Raw genomic sequence first — 17387 nt, 5'->3', positions numbered from 1 at the left:
GAGAAGCCGGTAGACACGACGACGTCTCGCCTGTTGCCGACCTTGTGTTCATAGCGTGTAGCGGCGCTGGAGACTCCCGCCCGGCGCGAAGAGGAGGACCGCTGTCCGGCGCTCCGCTCCACACGTGCAAATGACCGCCTCATGGGACCGCATCACGGACAGCGTGGCGTTGGTCGGGACATGAAAGCGCAGTATCGCGTTGCTGAGGCGAACGGGACCCGGGCGCGGGATTGGACGATACCCTGACGGCGACGATGCGCGAGGTGGTCAATCACACGACTGCTGATCGAACTTCGGGATACCGATTGCCCTGCAACTTGGCATGGCCGCACGCATGCGCGGACGGCTCAACGAACCGCCCGACTTGGCTTGACCGGCGCGACGGCGTCGGCACTGGCGTGGGAGGCGCTGGCCGATTGCGAGCCGAATGCCTGTTGAGCGCTCTCCGGTTCATGCAGCGGGCAACCATTGGCTGCGCTTCGGAACGCCGCTGACGCGGGGTAGACCGCCTTGCGCGCCCGCATGACGTCGCCCAAGGGGCGATGGGCATCGAGGCCATGCCAGGGATTGAAGGACAAGCCGTCGTCGACCGCCTTAGATCGCTCCTCGCTCCAGCCCGTTTGACTGCCGATGCGCACGCGCGCGACGGCGACATACGGACTCAGGTCCTCCGGCCAAGGGACCGACGCGTCCTCGATCGGCATTCTCTCGAGGTCGGTGTTCAATTGCACGCGCAGTTCCCACTCGCCGGCCCCGGATGCAAAGAAGTCGTTCGAGGACTGGCGCAGGCCTTCCGGATCATCGGCCAGGTCGTCGGACAACGGCTTGTCCCTCAACGAGGTCAACGAGGGAGAGACGGGCACCAGACACAGCTTGGCGATGTAGTCGCCGTAGCGCTGTGGCGCCTGCGTGAAGAAGGTCGCGCCCAGGGGGTGCGTCTGCTTGTGCCCGCCCAGGGCCACCAGCGTGGGGCTTTCGATGCCGACCGCACCCAATGCGGTGGCGGCGCCGCGCAGAATCACCGACAGCGCGCGCTTGCCGCCTTCCGCCTTGTCGGTGGTGGCGGCAAGCTGCTTCAGGCTGCGCAGGAAATGCTTGGTATCGGGAGCATTGAACACGGGCCCGTCGACCATCAGGAAGTCCTGCGTCCGGTCATCCTCCGTGCCGGCCAGTCGGGCGCCCTCGACCCCGATGATCTTCAAGGCGATGCCACGCGGAAGCGACACGCGATCGTCGAGTTCCTCGGCCGGCGGCGTGGAGAGCCGGGCAATCAGGTCGTAGCAAGCGGGTGCCGCGAACAGGCCCTGCGCCAGGGTGGCCGGCAGGCCCGGAAGAACTTCCAAGGTGCCGTGAAGCAGGGCGAAGCTTTTCGCGTGCACGCTGCGAAGGCCATGGCCGGTGTGCGCGAGCATCGTCCGGGACATCTCCAGCAACGTCTCCCGCAGCTCGGCGAAGACTTCGGGCTCGTCGTCCGAAGGCGTTTCCACGTCGGGGTGATAGCGCACCGGCGTGGGCGTCGTGACAGTGTTCATGGGGTTTCTCTCGCTCACAGGAGCTTGTCGATGGTCACGGGCAGCGCGCGCACGCGCTTGCCGGTCGCGTGGAAGATCGCATTGGCCACCGCGGCCGCCGTGCCCACGATGCCGATCTCCCCGAGACCCTTGACGCCGAGCGGCGTCACCTCCGGGTCCGGTTCATCGACGAAGATCACCTCGATCGTGTCGATGTCCGCGTTGACCGGGATGTGGTACTCGGCGAAGCTGTGGTTCATGACCCGCCCGAGCCGGTGATCGGTCAGCGCCTCTTCGTGCAGCGCCATGCCGATGCCCATCACGACACCGCCCAGGATCTGGCTGCGGGCGGTCTTCGGATTGATGATCCGACCCGCGGCGACGGCGCAGACGATGCGCGAGACGCGGACCACTCCGAGTTCCTCGTCGACGCGGACCTCCGCAAAGATGGCGCTGTGCGTGTTGCGTGCCTTCCTCTTCATGCTGATCAGGTCGCCCACGCCAGGCTTGGCCGTTGCCTGCGCCGCCAGCACCTCCTGGCCTGAGGCCGCGAGGATGTCGAGGATGGCGACGGACCGGGCGGGGTTTCCGCGTACCGACATCCGGCCATCGTGGAATTCGACCGCTTCGAGTTTGACCTGGCCGAGCGGTCGTCCCTCGACGCGATCGGCAGCGGCGAGCAACTGCTGGCCGATCGCCTGGCAGGCCAACTGGACGGCGGCGCCGGCTGATGCAGCCATCCACGATCCGCCCTCGACTGGCGATGCCGGCAGGGCGCTGTCGCCGAGCCGGGCGCGGATCTGGCTCAGCGGCAGGCCGAGCGTGTCGGAAGCCACCTGCGCCATCACCGTGTAGGTGCCGGTTCCGATGTCGGCCGCGGCCGTCGCGACCTCGAGCTCGCCGCTCGCCAGGAGGCGCGCGCTTGCGGTGGTCTTCATGAAGAGCGCGTCCCACATGCCGGTCGCCATGCCCCAGCCGATCAGGTCGCATCCCGCGCGCATCGAGCGTGGTGCATGCGATCTCCGGTGCCATCCGAAACGTTCGGCGCCTTCGTCATAGGCTTGGCGCAGCGACTTCGAGGTGAAGGGCTTGTCATTCATCGCATCGACGTCGGAGTAGTTCAATCTCCGGAAGGCCAGCGGATCGAGGCCGGCGCGATAGGCCATCTCGTCGATGGCGATTTCGAACAGGGTCATGCCGGTGGCCGCACCGGGGGCACGCATGTCGCCGGGCGTGTAGGTGTCCATGGGCGCCAGGGTGTACGCGGCCGCGGCGTTCCCACAGCGGTAGTTCATCAATCCCCAGTTGCAGACGACCTCCATGTAGTTCTCGAAGCGGGAGGTGGACGTCGTCGCGTCATTGACGATCGCTTGGAGCAGACCCGAGGCGTCCGTGGCCAGCTGGACCGACTGAACCGCCTGGGGGCGGTGCACATGGGTGAACATCTGCTGGCGCGTCAGCACGACGCGGACCGAGCGTTCGAGCATCGTCGCCGCGAGGGTGGCCAGGTAGACCTGATACTGCGGCCGCAAGCCCGACCCGAAGGCGCCGCCCACGTAGGGGTTCATGACCCGGACATCGGCGGCGGAGAACCCGAACACCGAGCACAGATAGTGCTGCACGTTCTGCGCCCCTTGTGTCTTGTCGTGGACGACGATCGTTCCGTCGCCCTTCCAGACCACGGTGGTGGCGTGCATCTCCATCGGGTTGTGGAAATGCATCGGCAAGGTGTAGTTGGCCGAATGTTTCAGGGGTGCTGCAGCGAACGCGGCCTTCGCATCGCCGCGGGCCTTGGGCGGGACGAAGGTGCTGCGCTTCTTCCGGGGCTTGAACTTCTCGCCGAGGGCCACGCGCATGTCGGTGTTGTGGGGTGCCGCGATGTAGTCCACGTGCACCAGAGCGGCGGCCTCCCGAGCGGCCTCCAGGGTCGTGGCGACCACCAGCGCGATCGGCTGGCCGCTGAAGGCAATCTCGTCGTCGTACAGGGCGCGAAAGGGCGACCCGGGCACGGACACCTCGTCGGCATGACTGCGGTCCAGCCAGGCGACATGCGGGCGGTTCTGGTGCGTGATGACTTCGACGACACCGGCGACCGCCCGTGCGGCGGCCCCGTCGATCGCGGCGATCTTCCCCTTGGCGATATCGCTCGACACGACCCAGCCATGCAAGAGGTCCGGCGCATCGAACTCCGCCGCATAGCGTGCGCGTCCCGTGACCTTGTCGAAGCCATCGACGCGGTTGAATGCGTCGCCGATCTTGACGCTCGAGGAGGGATGGATCATGTCACGCAACCTGCTTGTCGGACTGGGACTGGGGCGTTCCGGCGGCGGCCTGCCGCAGGGCACGGACGATGGCGCGGCGACCGAGTTCGATCTTGAAGTCGTTGCCGCCGCGCCCCTGCGCACCCGCGAGCAGCCGATCGGCGACGCGCAGGAACAAGGCCTGGGACGGCGTCTGGCCTTGCAGCAGCGCCTCGGCCTCGGGCAGCCGCCACGGCTTGTGGGCCACGCCGCCCATCGCGACGCGGCCCGCCTCGATGCGGCCCGACCCATCGATTCGCAGCGCCGCCGCCACCGAGACCAGTGCAAATGCATATGACAGGCGGTCCCGCAACTTGAGGTAGGTGTGGTGGCCCGTGAAATCCTCGGCTGGCAGGTCGATCGACACGACCAGGTCGCCGTCGGCGAGGGTGTTGTCGCGCGCCGGGTCGCTGCCGGGCAGGCGGTGGTAGTCGGCGAACGGGATCAGGCGCTCGCCGCCGGGGCCCTGCACGCGGACCGTCGCGTTCAGCGCCGCCAGCGCGACGCACATGTCCGAGGGGTGGGTGGCGATGCAAGCCTCACTCGCGCCGAGGATCGCGTGAATGCGTGTGACGCCCCCCACCGCGGAGCACCCGCTGCCGGGCTCTCGCTTGTTGCAGCCGGCCGCAGTGTCGTAGAAGTAGTAGCACCGGGTGCGCTGGTTCAGGTTGCCCCCGTTGGTGGCGGCATTGCGCAGTTGCGCGCTGGCGCCGGCGAGGATGGCCGAGGACAGCAGCGGATAGCGTGCCCGGACGTCGGCGTGATAGGCGGTCTCGGCGTTGGTGGCCAGCGCACCGATGCGCAGTCCCCCGCCGTCAAGGTTCGTGATCGCCGACAGCGGGAGCCTGCGAATGTCGATGACCTTCACAGGTCTCTCGACGTTTTCTTTCAGCAGGTCGACGAGGTTGGTGCCTCCGGCGAGGAAGCGCGTGCCGCTGGCGGCGGCCCATCGAACGGCTTCGGACGCATCGCTGGCCCGGGCGTACTCGAACCGATTCATTTCGCCGCCTCTTGCCCCAGCACCGACATCACGGCATCGGTGATGTTCGTGTAGGCGCCGCAACGGCAGAGATTGCCGCTCATCAGCTCGCGAACCTCCTCGCGGGTCTTCGCCTGGCCCTCCGAGAGCAGGCCGCGCGCGGAACAGATCTGGCCCGGGGTGCAGTAGCCGCACTGGAAGGCATCGTGGTCCATGAAGGCCTGCTGGAGCGGGTCGAGCGCTTCGGCATCGTGCTCATCGCACAGCCCTTCCACCGTCTGCACGGCGGACCCGTCCACGCTGACCGCCAGCTGCAGGCAGCTGTTGACGCGCCGGCCATCCAGCAGCACGGTGCACGCGCCGCACTGTCCGTGGTCGCAACCTTTCTTGGTGCCTGTGAGATGCAACTGCTCCCGCAGCAGATCCAGCAGGGTGACGCAGGGCTCGACGCGAAGCGCCTGGGCGAACCCGTTGACCCGCAGCGTGATCGGAAAATGGGTGTTCACGGGTTCGGGCGGAGCTTTGGCGCGCATATCCATGGGGAGGCCTCTTGTCTGTCTGCAGCGTGTGGGAAAGGATCAGCGGCCGGAGGCTGCTGGTACGCACAACGCCCGGTGCGGTTCAGCATCGCGACGAAAATGTAGCGCCCGCGTCGGTGGAGAGTCGCGCGCGCAGTAGGACCGCTCCCACCCTCGGCCGCGGTTTCCGCGGCCGCACGACTGTCAGGGGATGGACGAGGCGGCGGGCCGCTCCAGGGCCTTGCGCATCAACCGCACCAGTGCGTCGACCGAGTAAGGCTTCTGGACCAACTCGAAGCCCTGGACCCCCACGTCGGCCATGACGTCGCTGTAGCCGCTTGCCAACAGCACAGGCAGGCCGGGGTGACGCGAACGGATGAGTTGCGCCATCTCGAGGCCGTTCATGCCCGGCATGACTACGTCCGAGAACACCAGGTCGAAACGAAGCTCTCCGCGCTCGAGAATGCTCAGCGCTTGCTGTGCGTCGGTGGCCCACTGCGTCGTGTGGCCGAGATCGTTGAGCGCCTCGGTGCAGATGCGACCGACGGACGTGTTGTCCTCCACGACAAGGATGGTGAGTGCGAGTGTGTCAGACAGGGCGCTGGCGCCCAGGGCGGCCGTCGGCACGCCCGCCCCCACTGGGCCGGCCTGCGGCAGGTACAGCGTGAAGGTCGCGCCCTGCCCCGGCGTGCTGGTCACGCGCACGTCGCCGCCCGACTGCCGGGTGAAGCCGAAAACCTGGCTGAGGCCCAGGCCCGTGCCTTTGCCGACCTCCTTGGTCGTGTAGAACGGGTCGAATACCAGTTCCAGGTGTTCTGGGGCAATTCCCGTTCCGGTGTCGCGCATCGCAACCGCAATGAACGGGCCGGGGCGAAAAGCATGGCTGCCGTCCGCCGGAATGCCCTCCGCGCAGGACATCTCGATGGTGAGAAGGCCGCCCGCGGGCATGGCGTCGCGGGCATTGACGGCCAGGTTGACGATGGCCGTCTCGAACTGGTTGACGTCGCATTCGACCAGCCAAGCCTCCTCGGACGCCGCGATCTCGATCGCCACCTCCGGGCCCGTGAGGGGACGGATCAGTTCGGAGATGGCTTCGACCTGCCGGCCCACGTCGAACACTTCGGGTCTGAGCGCCTGGCGACGGGCGAACGAGAGCAGCTGGCTCGTGAGTTTCGCGGCACGCCGCACCGTCTCGGCGATGGTTTCAACATACTTCTTGCGTCGGTCCTCGGCCAGTTGGGGCCGGCGCAGCAACTCAACCGACGAGCCGATCACGGTCAGGAGGTTGTTGAAGTCATGCGCCACGCCACCGGTCAGCTTGCCGATGGCCTCGAGCTTCTGCGAATGCTTCAAGGCCTCCTGCGTCCTCATCAACTCCACGGTGCGTTCGTCCACGCGCTTTTCGAGTGACTCGTTCAGGGAGGTCAACGCGCGCTCGGCCGTCACGCGGCGCGAGACGTCGTAGCCGCCCACGAAGATGCCGCTCACCTGGCCGCTCTCATTGCGAAGCGGGTGGAACAGCAGATCGATATGACGATTGTCGTCCTCGCCGGTAAAGCGGATCGGCATGGCATGGGAAATGAACGACGTTCCCGAATCGTAGACCTGGTCGAGCAGCTCGAAGTAGCCCTGCCCCTCCAGTTCGGGCAGGACGTCACGGATGCATCGTCCCAGGTAGTCGCGCTCGCCCGCGATGGCGCGGTAGGCATCGTTCACATACTCATAGACATGCCGAGGGCCCTCGAGCAGGCCGACGAAGCCCGGCATCTGCTGGAGCATGCTGTTCTGCCGGGCGCGATGCTGTTCCGCCTTGCGGGCCGCGAGGACCGAGGCCGTGGCATCGGACGCGGTGCACATCATGCCGAGGACCCGCCCACGCTCGTCGCGCAACGGCATGTAGGTGAAGGTCCACCAGGTCTCTTCGGGATAGCCGTTGCGCTGCGTCAACAGCGGCATTTCTTCGAATCGCTGGCCCTGCCCCGCCAGCGCCTGACGCGCGATCGGCTCGATCTCATTCCAGATGTCCGGCCAGACCTCCTGGAACGGTTGGCCGACGACGTCGGCTCCGCGCGCGCCAAGAAACGGAAGGTAGGTGTCGTTGAAGAAGAAGCGAAGATCGGGTCCCCAGGCGACGAACATGGCCTGCGGAGAGTCCAGCCAACTGGCCAACACCGACTTGATGGCGCCCGGCCAGTCCGCGGCCGGGCCGAGCGAGGTTGCGGACCAGTCGCGCTCGGCAATGCGCGCGCCCATCACGCCGCCGTGCCGCAGGAACGCCTGGGGGTCTGGCAGGGACGGCAAGGCATCGACGCGGGCTCGGGGATCGATGGGAGATGACACGGTAAAGGACTGGCGTTGGCGTTGTGGAAGGCGGTCAGGGAGCCTTGGTTACAGATTGTCAAGGATGGCAGTGCGGGCTGGTGTAGGTCGGAATGACCACTCGACAGCCGGCGGGGCGGGTGTTGGACGCACGCGTCGAAGGCTGGCGCTCGCCTGCGATGCGACGCCGGCGACCTGCGCCCGGCGTGGTCAGTTGCAGCTGAGCTTGCTCGCCCCGGTCTTCACAGCGCAACTTCGAAGGCGACAGGCTGACGCTGGTGGGGCCGGCCCAGGTGCCCAGCATGCACAACGGCGCGGCACAGCAACTGGAACCAGCACGATCATCGAATCCGGTTCGTTGTTCGCCGTGGTCACCGACGATGGGGTTACTCAGGCACCCAATGCGAGCGTGTTGGCGATGCTCAGCGCGAGCAGCGCGCTCCTGGACAAGGATCGGGTCTTGTGAGTTTTCTGAAAGTAGCTCGTGAACTTTCAGTGCAGCATGTATGCGCCTCCTGTTGCGGTCCCGTGAAGGGCTCGGCTTCCCGGAAGGCTGCGCCTACGACACCTCGAAGCCGCTCGCCGGGAAGGCAGGGCCCAGGTGGCTGGGCCCGCGCGTCCCCGTCGTAGCAGGCCCCTGGCGTCCCATCGGCCTGCACGAGGATGCGCGCCCCACAGGATCGTTAGGACGTCGCCTACGCACGCCTCACGACCGCCAGGTATACCGGTCTGCCTCTGCCATCGACAACATTTGGGTGTTCCACAGTGTTCGACTTTTTCGACGACTCCACGCTCTTTGGGCTTCCTCTTTCGGACTTGACCCTCGCGCTCGCTACCGCCGTGCTCGCCTTCCTGGCCATGAGCCTGCTCCTGCGCCTTGCACTGAGCCGCATGCGGTCGCTGGCCGAGCGCAGCGAGAATCGCGTAGACGACCTCGCCATCGACGTGCTGAGCAGCACCAACCGCGCATTCCTGGTGCTGGCCGCCTTGCTGATCGGTCTGGGCATGCTCGATCTCTCCGATCGCTGGAACGCTCGGGTTGGTCAGCTCTGGTTCGTCGCGCTCGCCCTGCAACTCGGGTTATGGCTGAACCGGGCCTTTGCGATCGGCCTGCGCCGCTACGAAGAGCGCCACACTTCCGCCGGCATGACCCAAGTCAGCGCTTCGGCAACGCTCATGTCTTGGACGCTGCGAACAGCCGTGTGGGCGGTGGTGGCACTCGCGATTCTTTCGAACCTCGGCGTCAACGTCACGGCCTTCGTGGCGAGTTTGGGCGTCGGCAGCATCGCCATCGCCCTGGCCGTGCAGAACATCCTCGGCGACCTGTTCGCGTCGCTGTCGATCGCGGTGGACAAGCCCTTCGAGGTCGGCGATGCGATCGGATTCGGCGACCTTTCGGCACGGTGCAGCACATCGGTCTGAAAACCACCCGGGTGCGCAGCACGAGCGGCGAGGAGATCGTCATCAGCAACGCCGATCTGTTGAAGCAGGTCGTTCGAAACTACCGGCGGATGGGCGAGCGGCGCATCGCCTTCAAGTTCGGCGTCAGCTACGACACCACCCCCGAGCAGCTGGAAGCCGTCCCGGGCATCGTGCGCCGACTGATCGAATCGCGGCCCGCGCTGCGCCTGGACCGTGTCCATTTCCAGTCGCTGGGTACGAACTCGCTCGATTTCGAAGTGGTCTACTTCGTCACCGACCCGAACTACGGACTTTACATGGATGAGCAACAACGGCTCTACCTCCAGCTCTTGCGCGAATTCGCGGCCCTGGGTGTGGAGTTCGCCATTCCGGGGCGCAAGGTGCTTGTCTCCCGCGATGATCGCGACGTACGGGAGCCTGCTGAGGGGGCCGTTACCCAACGGTCTTCCGGGTCGGCGCATCGAGGACGGCCAGCGAGCGCGGGACGCGGCGCTGACGATGCGTCTTAGTTTCATGTGCCAAGCGCTGGCTTCCTCGCTGCGAGCGTCCACGGTGAGGGCGTGGTTGCAACGGATGTGCAGACTGGTCGCGTTTGGCCGCACAGCCGGCGCGCGAAGGAAGACACCGAAGGCGATCTGGACGGCGATGGCAGCAGAGCAAGCTCGGTGCCCGTTCAGAACGACGCAGCCGGGAGAGGCCGAAAGGCAGCGCGATCAGAACCGCAACTCGCCGTCAGGGGCTGAACCAGACCTGACGGCGACCATCGGTCGGCGCAGATCCTGCGGACAAATCAAAGATCTGTTGAGCGGTCGCCCGCGGGGCACGTCACTATGGGGAAGCCCTTGATCAATCGCTTCGGACGGAGCTCGGCCCGGTCGCGGCAACGGGCGAGGAGGTCGGCAGTGTGAAGGTCACGGCGCGGCCGCGCCGTCCCCCCCTGCGGGGTTGTCCGTTCAGCGGCGTAGTCGCAATTGGCCCTGCTAGATTCCATCGTCGTGACCGTAGAGAAAAAGGCTCCCGAGGCTTGCGCCCCGGGAGCAACCACCCTCACGGGTGGAGGAGACACCATTCGGGAGGCGCCGCTCGATGAGCGTCTGCTGGCTGGGTCATGCAAACGACGTGCCATCGCTGCGACCGCTTGTCGACTTCAGCGTTGCCAACGTTTGCATGCAAAGGATCTCGCCGCATCTCGGAAAAGTCGATGCCCGGTCAGGCCAGCCCAAGCAGGCGGCTTAAGGTGACGGTGAGCTGTTCGATCTCGATGGGCTTGGTGAAATGGTCCTGGAAACCCAGCTCCAGGCTTTTCGCGCGATCGGACGGTTGGCCATACCCCGTGACGGCGATCAAGGGCGGAGGATCTGCGATTTCGCTGCGGACCTTCTGGGCGACTTCCCAACCGCTCAGCCCGGGCAGCCCGATATCCATCAACACGACATCCGGCCTTGCGCACTTGATAGCATGGAGCGCGGCTTCCCCGTCAAACACGGCGGTCGGGTAGTAGCCCAACGCCTCCACCATCAGCGACAGGGTCTCGGCGGCGTCCCGGTTGTCGTCGACAACGAGGATGCGCCTGCCGGCCTGGGGACCCGTCTCACGGGGAACCTCGAGCGGCGCAGTGATGGTGGGCAGACTGACGATGAACTCAGCCCCTTCCCCCGGAACGCCTTTGCTGAAGGCACTCACCTCGCCGCCGTGAAGCACGGCGATGCTTTGCACCAGGGTCAGGCCAAGGCCCAAGCCGCCTTGCGTCCTGGCGATGTCCTGGTCGCCTTGAGCGAACAGATTGAAGATCTCTGGCAGATGCGTCGACGAGATGCCAGGCCCGCTGTCGGACACGCTGATGCTCGCGCCCAGAGGCCCCGCCTCGAGCCGAACCTTGATGCGCCCGCCCCTGGGTGTGAACTTCGCGGCGTTGTGAAGCAGGTTGGAAACGACCTGCACCAAGCGGCTGTGGTCTCCGCTGACCCACAGCAGCTCATCCCCGAGTTCGACATCGAGCACGTGCTGCTTGACTGCCACAATGGGCCTCGTCGCTTCAATGGCCTCCCTCACGGCGATGGCGAGCCGGAGCGGCTTCAGCTCCAGATGGATCTTGCCATTGGCGATGCGTCCGACGTCGAGGAGATCGTCGACGAGGCGCGTGATCTGCCTGACCTGTCGCGACGCCACGCCGATCAACCGTTTGACCTGAGGGTCGGACTGACGTTGCAGTATCGCCACCACGTTGGCGATGGGTGCGAGCGGGTTTCGCAACTCGTGTCCCAGCATAGCCAGGAAGGTCGAGATCCGCCGGCCCTCGTCTTCCAGAGCGGCGATCCGACGGCGGTCGGTGAGGTCTCGCGTCACCTTGGCGAAACCGCGATGCTGGCCGGTCTTGTCGAACAGCGGGCTCAGGACGACGCTGGCCCAGAAGCGTGTGCCGTCTTTGCGCACACGCCAGCCTTCGTCTTCGAAGCGTCCGGCCTCCAGAGCCGACTTCAGTTCTCGATCTGGAAACCCGGTGGCGACCACCTCTGGTGGATAAAAAACGGAGAAATGCTTGCCAATGATCTCCGCCGCTTGGTATCCCTTGGTCGCGCGCGCGCCGGTGTTCCAACTCACCACGTAGCCCGCCGGGTCCAGCATGAAGATGGCGTAGTCCTTGACTCCATCCACGATGAGTCGGAAGCGCTCTTCGCTCGCTCGCAGTCGCTCTTCATGCCGTTGCCGCTCGCTCAGATCCCGGGTGATCTTCAGGAAACCCTTCAATGACCCGTCGGGATGGTTGAGGCGAGTCAGGACGATGCTGGCCCAGAAACGCGTGCCATCTTTTCGCAGTCGCCAGCCTTCGTCCTCGAATCTGCCCTCCGCGGCGGTGGTCTTGAGTTCATGGGCAGGCCAGCCCTTGTCCAGCAGTTCTTGGGGATAGAACAGGGAGAAGTGGCGTCCCATAATCTCCGAAGCGGTGTATTTCTTCATCCTCGCTGCGCCAGCGTTCCAGGTCAGGATGTGTCCCGTCGGGTCCAGGAAGAAGATCGCGTAGTCGAGCACGGCGTCGACCATAGCGCGATAGTCCGCGTCGGACACGGCCCAGCGGTCCGGCGGTGGGGTGGCCGGGCTGGGCACGGGTGGCTCGTTGAATCTGTTCGGCATGGGGGTACGTGAGGCCTGCGCAGCGTAGCCGATTCCTTCGATCGAACGCGTCGGACGTGGTCCCGTCGTGCCCTTTGCGGCTAACACCGGCCGCCTTTCCCATCGAACGACTCGACGAGTTCGCAGCCACGACGGCTGCAGTCTTTGAATGTGCTATCGACCTCGCGCACGCGCCGCCTCCCCTACATACCGAGGTTGGATCCTGCGCCCCGCCCCGGCGGAGGAATCGATCTCGACGAGCAGGGGAAGGGGACGTTGGCAACGTGCCCCTCTTCGGGGTCAGGATGCGGCGCAGAGGCAGACGCGGGTGAGTAAGGGAACCGCCTCCCGAGGACAGCGCGCTGTCTGACATGTCGACTTGCTGGAAACGCGAGGATCCCTCCACAGTCATCGCCCGCCGTTCGACGCTTGCATTCATTCTTTGAAGGTTTCCATGGCCTCACAGGCTCACGGCCCGGTTCGGCGCCAACCGATCTGGACGGCGTTGGCGGCATTGGTCGTGCTGATCGCGTTCGTGCTTCCGTTTGACTGGAACTGGGCGCGGCCGCCGATTGAGCGCTACATCTCCAGCAAGACCGAACGTGAGCTCCGGATGTCCGACCTGCACGTGATGCTCGGGGTGACGCCGACCATCCGCATCAAGGACGTCTATTTCAGCAACGCAGCGCGGGCGCCGAGACGGACTGCGGCGCGGTTCAGCGTCAAGTGTCGGGTCCCGTGCGCCAGGCAGGCCGACCCCCCAACCCGGCTCCAAGGAGGCCAGCAGCCATGACCCCGAAACACCTGTTCGAACTCTGCCGCAAGGCCGTCATGACCTGGGTCGACGACTATGCGCCCAGTATGGGTGCCGCGATCTCGTACTACACGATCTTCTCGCTGGCGCCTTTGCTGGTGATCGTGATTGCGGTCGCCGGTGCGGTGTTTGGGCGCGATGCGGTCCAAGACCAGATCGTGGGTCAGATCGGCGGCTTGGTGGGCGATGAGGGTGCCAGTGCCGTGCAGGCCATGTTGCGCGCAGCATCCGACACGGACAAGGGACTGATCGCCGGCATCATCAGCTTTGGCGTGCTCCTTCTCGGTGCCACCACGGTGTTCGCCGAGCTGCAGAGTGCATTGGATCGCATCTGGCAGGTGCCGGAGAAAGAGAAGCCGTCTGGCATTTGGGCCGTGGTGCGTGCGCGTGTGCTTTCTTTCGGGCTGATCCTCGGGCTCGCCTTCCTGCTGATGGTCTCGCTGTTGGTGAGCGCGGGACTGTCGGCCTTTGACGGCTGGTTCGGTGGACTGTTGCCGGGGTGGGAGGTGCTGCTCCAAGGGGTGAACATCCTCATCTCCTTCGCAATTCTGACCCTGCTGTTCGCGATGATCTTCAAGCTCATGCCCTCGACCCCGATTGCGTGGCGGGACGTGTGGATCGGCGCGGCGGTGACCGCCGTGCTTTTCGAGGTGGGCAAGTTGCTCATCGGACTGTACCTGGGAAAGAGCGGCGTCACCGAATCCTTTGCCGCCGCGGGCTCGCTTGTCGTCCTGGTGGCCTGGGTCTACTACGCCGCGCAAATCTTTCTGCTAGGTGCGGAGTTCACCAAAGTCTATGCGGACGAGCACGGCTCCTTGGCGCCGGCTTCCGCGCGCGAAGGGAAGCCCGTCTCGTCGGAGCGCTCGGGAGGCGAGCCTCCCCAAGGGACACGTTCGGGCGTGCCTCTCGGCGCTCAGGATGTGCCTGACTATTCAGCCATCGCGCGAACCGCCGAAACCCAGAGAGAGATCGACCGACGCGTTTCGTATGCCTTCAGAACGCTGGTGCGACGGGTTGCGTTGCTGGCCGCGTTGGCGATCGGCAACCTACTGATCGAGCGTCGCACGCGTCTGGTGAGGAAGAAGAAGCGGACTTGATTGTCCGAACCAAGTCGCCGCCGAACGCGCGGCCAGGGAAGGCGTGCGCTGTCGGCCAGGGATCAATGCGCCGCCCACGCCGACTCCCATCGGAGCGGTGCCCTGGCCTTCGGTGCATGGGCGCGATGGGTGCCAGCCCTGGCCCCGCATGTTCGACAAGTCGGACCTTGAAGGCGCGCAACTTGCGGCTGGCAGCGAGCCACCCGTGTACAGAACCGTGAAGCCCGCCTGCCTTCGGTGGCGCGCCTTCTCAAGCTTGTCGGCCGTTGTGCATCAGTCCCGTGAAGATTCGAGCCCCGCGATCCACGAAGAGCGTCAACCTTCGACATGTCTGCCCAGACCCGGCGCTGCGCATGCAACCGGCAGGTCGGCGCCCTCGCAGGTCAGCGGCGACTCGTGCGCGCTCAGAGTTCGAGAACTCACGAAAGCTGTGCGCGTCATGCTTTGCCTTTGTGTCTGGGCGGCTTCATCCTACGTGCTACCGGAGTCCCGAAGGTCAATCTTGCTTTCCCACGAACCTCACTGGAGCCCACGATGGCCACAACCAAACGCGCCGAACCCGATGCCTGCAGTCTCCTGGACGCCGACCATCGCAACGTCAAGAAAATGTTCAAGGCCTATGAGGAGCTCACAAGCTCCCGGGCCGCCAGCGCTTCCCAGAAGAAGCGCGACCTCGCGAACGAGATCTGCATGGAACTGACGATCCACGCGCAGATCGAGGAAGAGATCTTTTACCCGGCCCTGCGCCAGGCGATCAAGGACACCGACTTGCTGGACGAAGCCGAGGTCGAGCACGCCAGTGCCAAGGACCTGATCGCCCAGATTCAGGAAGCGAGCGATGTGGACGACAAGTTCGACGCCAAGGTGATCGTGCTGGGAGAGTACATCGACCACCACGTGAAAGAAGAGCGCAACGAGATGTTCGTCAAGGCACGCGCGGCACGCGGACTCGATCTCGTGGGCATGCGCGAGCAGCTTGAAACCCGCAAGGAAGAACTGATGGCAGAGGTGGCGGGGGCGGCAGCTTCATAGCGACGTTCGCGAGTAAGGACGTGGCGGTGACGTCCCTCCGCCCTGGGCTCGCGGGGCGCATCGTCGCCTACGACGACGTCTCTCGGCGAACCGTTGTGAACACACACGCGCGCTTAGCTGTGAGTTTGCGCAGACCACCCCGGGGCGGGCCTACGAACAGCCGACAGGGCGCGGACAGCATTGGCTGCAGGCAAGCGGAACCTCACGGGCGCGGCCTCTTGTTCAGTGGGGGCCGACGTTGCATGTGCGAGGGGCACACGACGCCGAACTGTACGATCACAAACTTGCGAACTCGATCACCGTTCAGCTGTCGGGGTCCGCTCGTCCTCTGAGTGGAAACCCATAGTTCCCCTGTCGTGCATCGGACAAGTCATCGATGCCGGGAGAGCACCTTCGCCGTCCACGCCATCCAGAGTTTGTAGTCGAGCAAAAGCGGTTGGCGGTCGGACGGCGACTGAGCGCCGTCGACGTTGCGCGTGCCGCGACGTTGGAGCCCGGGCGGCAAGACGGTCGCCAGGCGTAGTTGCACCGACTCGCTTTCCCTTTTTTTCACGCCGCTACTCCGGGTTGCGCGTACGGCGCCAAGTAGCGGCGCTCGATGTTGACGGTGGCGCGCCGGCCGAGCTGCCCATGGTGCTCCTCGAGCCAGATCTCGCAGGCGGCTCGCCCGGTGCGCCGCAACGATTCGAACAGCGCCGGTCCGACCGCGCGCTTGATCGACGGCTCGACCTCGAGGGCGCTGCCCGCGTCCGGCAGGCTCAGCACGTGCAGGCGAATGTCGGCCTCCGCTACCGTGCGGTTGAGCGTGTCCAGGGCACGGAGCTCGGCGAGCAGCCCGTTGATCGACGCGACCTCGTTGATGCGATTCAGGATGTTCTTGGCCGTGGTCGGCGTCTCTGCCCGGTGCAGCGGTGTAAGTTCGACCATGAAGATGTCGGTGTCGAGCGCCTCGCGGTACAACGGCCACAGCATGGGGTTCCCCGCGTAGCTTCCATCCCAGTAGGACTCGCCGTCGATCTGCACAGCCTGGAACATCAACGGGGCACAGGCCGAGGCCAGGATCGCGTCCATCGACATGTCCTGGGGTCCGAACACGCGCGACAAGCCCGAGTGGACGTTGACCGCGTTGACGAAAAGTGGATGGTCGGAGCGGGTGCGCAATGCCTCCAGGTCCACGACCGTGCCAAGGACGTGCCGCAGCGGCGCGAGTGCGACCGGGTTGGTCTGGTAAGGCGACAATAGCGGCAGGGCGTCGTCCCAGATACCCAGGCCGGGCTTGCGTAAGGGCAGCATCAGGAAGGTCATTGGCGCGCCCACCTCGGCCACCTTGCGCCAGAGGCGTTCGAGGTTGTCCTTCGCGGCTTGGCGGCCTCCGTTCACCAGCCCGGTGACAAGCGCAGCGCCGTTGAGCGCGCCTGCGCTCGTGCCGCTCACGCGGCCGATCTCGATGTCGGGCCGATCGAGCAGTGCATCGAGCACGCCCCAAGTAAACGCCCCGTGGGCGCCGCCGCCCTGCAGTGCGAGATTCAAGACCGTGCGACCGGACGGGGAAGAAGGAGACATGGGCGATGACCTTTTTGGCGAACGGGCAGCGGGCGTGCTGGGATCCGAAAGCCTCACGTTGTAGTACCGGTGTACGGCGCGACAGCTAGGCCGCGACGCCCTCCCCTTGTAGGTCTGCGACAGACCCGTCAAGACTGCGTCGCATCACATCCCGATTCCATGCTGGCGCGCGCCTTCGAAGCCGCACGAAACGGGTAGGAGGGTTGGGCGACCGCGTCGCGTCGAGCTGCACGTCCCTCGCGTTTGGCGCGCCGCACGCTTGCCGGGCGCCATCACGACAGGACGACTCGAACCGCTAAAGATGTGAGAAAGCGCCTTCGCGCTGACAAGGACACAACCCACAGACACAATTGAATACCTTTTACCTATACTGAAGCTCGAACGTAACGATGTATGACATGAAACAGAGCTTCAACGGCCACGAAAGCCAATGGTCCTCAGCCCGTCGGCACGAGCAACTGGCCACCGAAAGGCAGCAACTCCAACAAGAGAAATTCGTCGCAGGATGGAAGCGCAATTTTGCGGTGCTCGCTCTCGTTGCAGGCGCTTGCGTTTTACTTGTCCGCCACTTTGCCTAGCAATTCAGCATTTGCTTCGTTTGCTTGGTTCATTTCTATGCGGAGGCAGGCGCCTCATTGCGAGATTCAGAGCGACGCAGCAACTCGGTGAATCGGTCCGCGTGGAAGTTGCGCGGTTCCCGGGATTCTTCGAAACGCATCGA

At 65.3% G+C, this 17387-nt stretch carries 14 protein-coding genes; 6 read left to right on the top strand and 8 right to left on the bottom strand.

Annotated features, from left to right (window positions below; genetic code table 11):
* Positions 1-347: 347 nt before the first annotated feature.
* From QTI45_RS35155 to QTI45_RS35135, 5 genes are all read right to left on the bottom strand, one after another.
* A complete protein-coding gene (locus QTI45_RS35155) occupies positions 348-1532 on the bottom strand; it encodes a catalase family protein (protein ID WP_286373818.1) in 1185 nt (394 codons plus the stop codon).
* A gap of 14 nt (positions 1533-1546) precedes the next feature.
* Entirely contained in the window at positions 1547-3793 is a 2247-nt protein-coding gene (locus QTI45_RS35150; protein WP_286657654.1) for a xanthine dehydrogenase family protein molybdopterin-binding subunit, read from the bottom strand.
* A 1-nt stretch (position 3794) separates the two neighbouring features.
* The gene (locus tag QTI45_RS35145; protein ID WP_286373820.1) at positions 3795-4811 is read right to left on the bottom strand and encodes an FAD binding domain-containing protein; all 1017 of its coding nucleotides are present in this window, start codon (positions 4809-4811) and stop codon (positions 3795-3797) included.
* Positions 4808-5329, bottom strand: coding sequence for a (2Fe-2S)-binding protein (locus QTI45_RS35140; protein WP_286657653.1), 522 nt, complete (start codon positions 5327-5329; stop codon positions 4808-4810). Before QTI45_RS35140 ends, QTI45_RS35145 begins: the two co-directional genes overlap by 4 nt.
* Before the next feature lie 183 nt (positions 5330-5512).
* Positions 5513-7648: a hybrid sensor histidine kinase/response regulator gene (locus QTI45_RS35135; protein WP_286373822.1), complete on the bottom strand. Its 2136-nt coding sequence runs from the start codon at positions 7646-7648 to the stop codon at positions 5513-5515.
* A 744-nt stretch (positions 7649-8392) separates the two neighbouring features.
* Between QTI45_RS35135 and QTI45_RS35485 the strand changes: the two genes are divergently transcribed.
* A complete protein-coding gene (locus QTI45_RS35485) occupies positions 8393-9049 on the top strand; it encodes a mechanosensitive ion channel family protein (protein WP_353621388.1) in 657 nt (218 codons plus the stop codon).
* Entirely contained in the window at positions 9031-9558 is a 528-nt protein-coding gene (locus QTI45_RS35480; protein ID WP_353621387.1) for a mechanosensitive ion channel family protein, read from the top strand. Before QTI45_RS35485 ends, QTI45_RS35480 begins: the two co-directional genes overlap by 19 nt.
* A gap of 700 nt (positions 9559-10258) precedes the next feature.
* On the opposite strand, the gene QTI45_RS35125 is transcribed toward QTI45_RS35480, so the two are convergent.
* Positions 10259-12181, bottom strand: coding sequence for a hybrid sensor histidine kinase/response regulator (locus QTI45_RS35125; RefSeq protein ID WP_444813346.1), 1923 nt, complete (start codon positions 12179-12181; stop codon positions 10259-10261).
* Between the two features lie 433 nt (positions 12182-12614).
* On the opposite strand from QTI45_RS35125, the gene QTI45_RS35120 reads away from it, so the two are divergent.
* The 3 genes from QTI45_RS35120 (at position 12615) to QTI45_RS35110 (ending at position 15103) form a co-directional block, all read left to right on the top strand.
* Positions 12615-12953: a hypothetical protein gene (locus QTI45_RS35120; RefSeq protein WP_286657651.1), complete on the top strand. Its 339-nt coding sequence runs from the start codon at positions 12615-12617 to the stop codon at positions 12951-12953.
* Positions 12950-14071: a YihY/virulence factor BrkB family protein gene (locus tag QTI45_RS35115; RefSeq protein ID WP_286657650.1), complete on the top strand. Its 1122-nt coding sequence runs from the start codon at positions 12950-12952 to the stop codon at positions 14069-14071. The genes QTI45_RS35120 and QTI45_RS35115 overlap by 4 nt, the downstream gene beginning before the upstream one ends.
* Positions 14072-14605: 534 nt before the next feature.
* Positions 14606-15103 carry a hemerythrin domain-containing protein gene (locus QTI45_RS35110; RefSeq protein WP_286373854.1) on the top strand — a complete coding sequence of 166 codons (498 nt, stop codon included), beginning with the start codon at positions 14606-14608 and terminating at the stop codon, positions 15101-15103.
* A 370-nt stretch (positions 15104-15473) separates the two neighbouring features.
* Here the strand turns inward: QTI45_RS35110 and QTI45_RS35105 are convergent, their stop codons facing one another.
* Together QTI45_RS35105 and QTI45_RS35100 are read right to left on the bottom strand one after the other, a co-directional pair.
* Complete coding sequence (locus QTI45_RS35105; RefSeq protein WP_286657649.1) at positions 15474-15656, bottom strand: hypothetical protein; 183 nt, start codon at positions 15654-15656, stop codon at positions 15474-15476.
* Positions 15653-16666 carry a patatin-like phospholipase family protein gene (locus QTI45_RS35100; protein WP_286657648.1) on the bottom strand — a complete coding sequence of 338 codons (1014 nt, stop codon included), beginning with the start codon at positions 16664-16666 and terminating at the stop codon, positions 15653-15655. Before QTI45_RS35100 ends, QTI45_RS35105 begins: the two co-directional genes overlap by 4 nt.
* Before the next feature lie 398 nt (positions 16667-17064).
* Here QTI45_RS35100 and QTI45_RS35095 point away from each other — a divergent pair, with 398 nt between their 5' ends.
* Entirely contained in the window at positions 17065-17244 is a 180-nt protein-coding gene (locus QTI45_RS35095; protein ID WP_286373829.1) for a hypothetical protein, read from the top strand.
* The last annotated feature ends 143 nt before the right edge of the window (positions 17245-17387 follow it).

Source organism: Variovorax saccharolyticus, from assembly GCF_030316765.1.
GTDB classification, from domain to species: domain Bacteria; phylum Pseudomonadota; class Gammaproteobacteria; order Burkholderiales; family Burkholderiaceae_C; genus Variovorax; species Variovorax saccharolyticus.
Note: the sequence above shows the minus strand (reverse complement) of the source record. Positions and strands in the feature narration are given on the sequence as shown.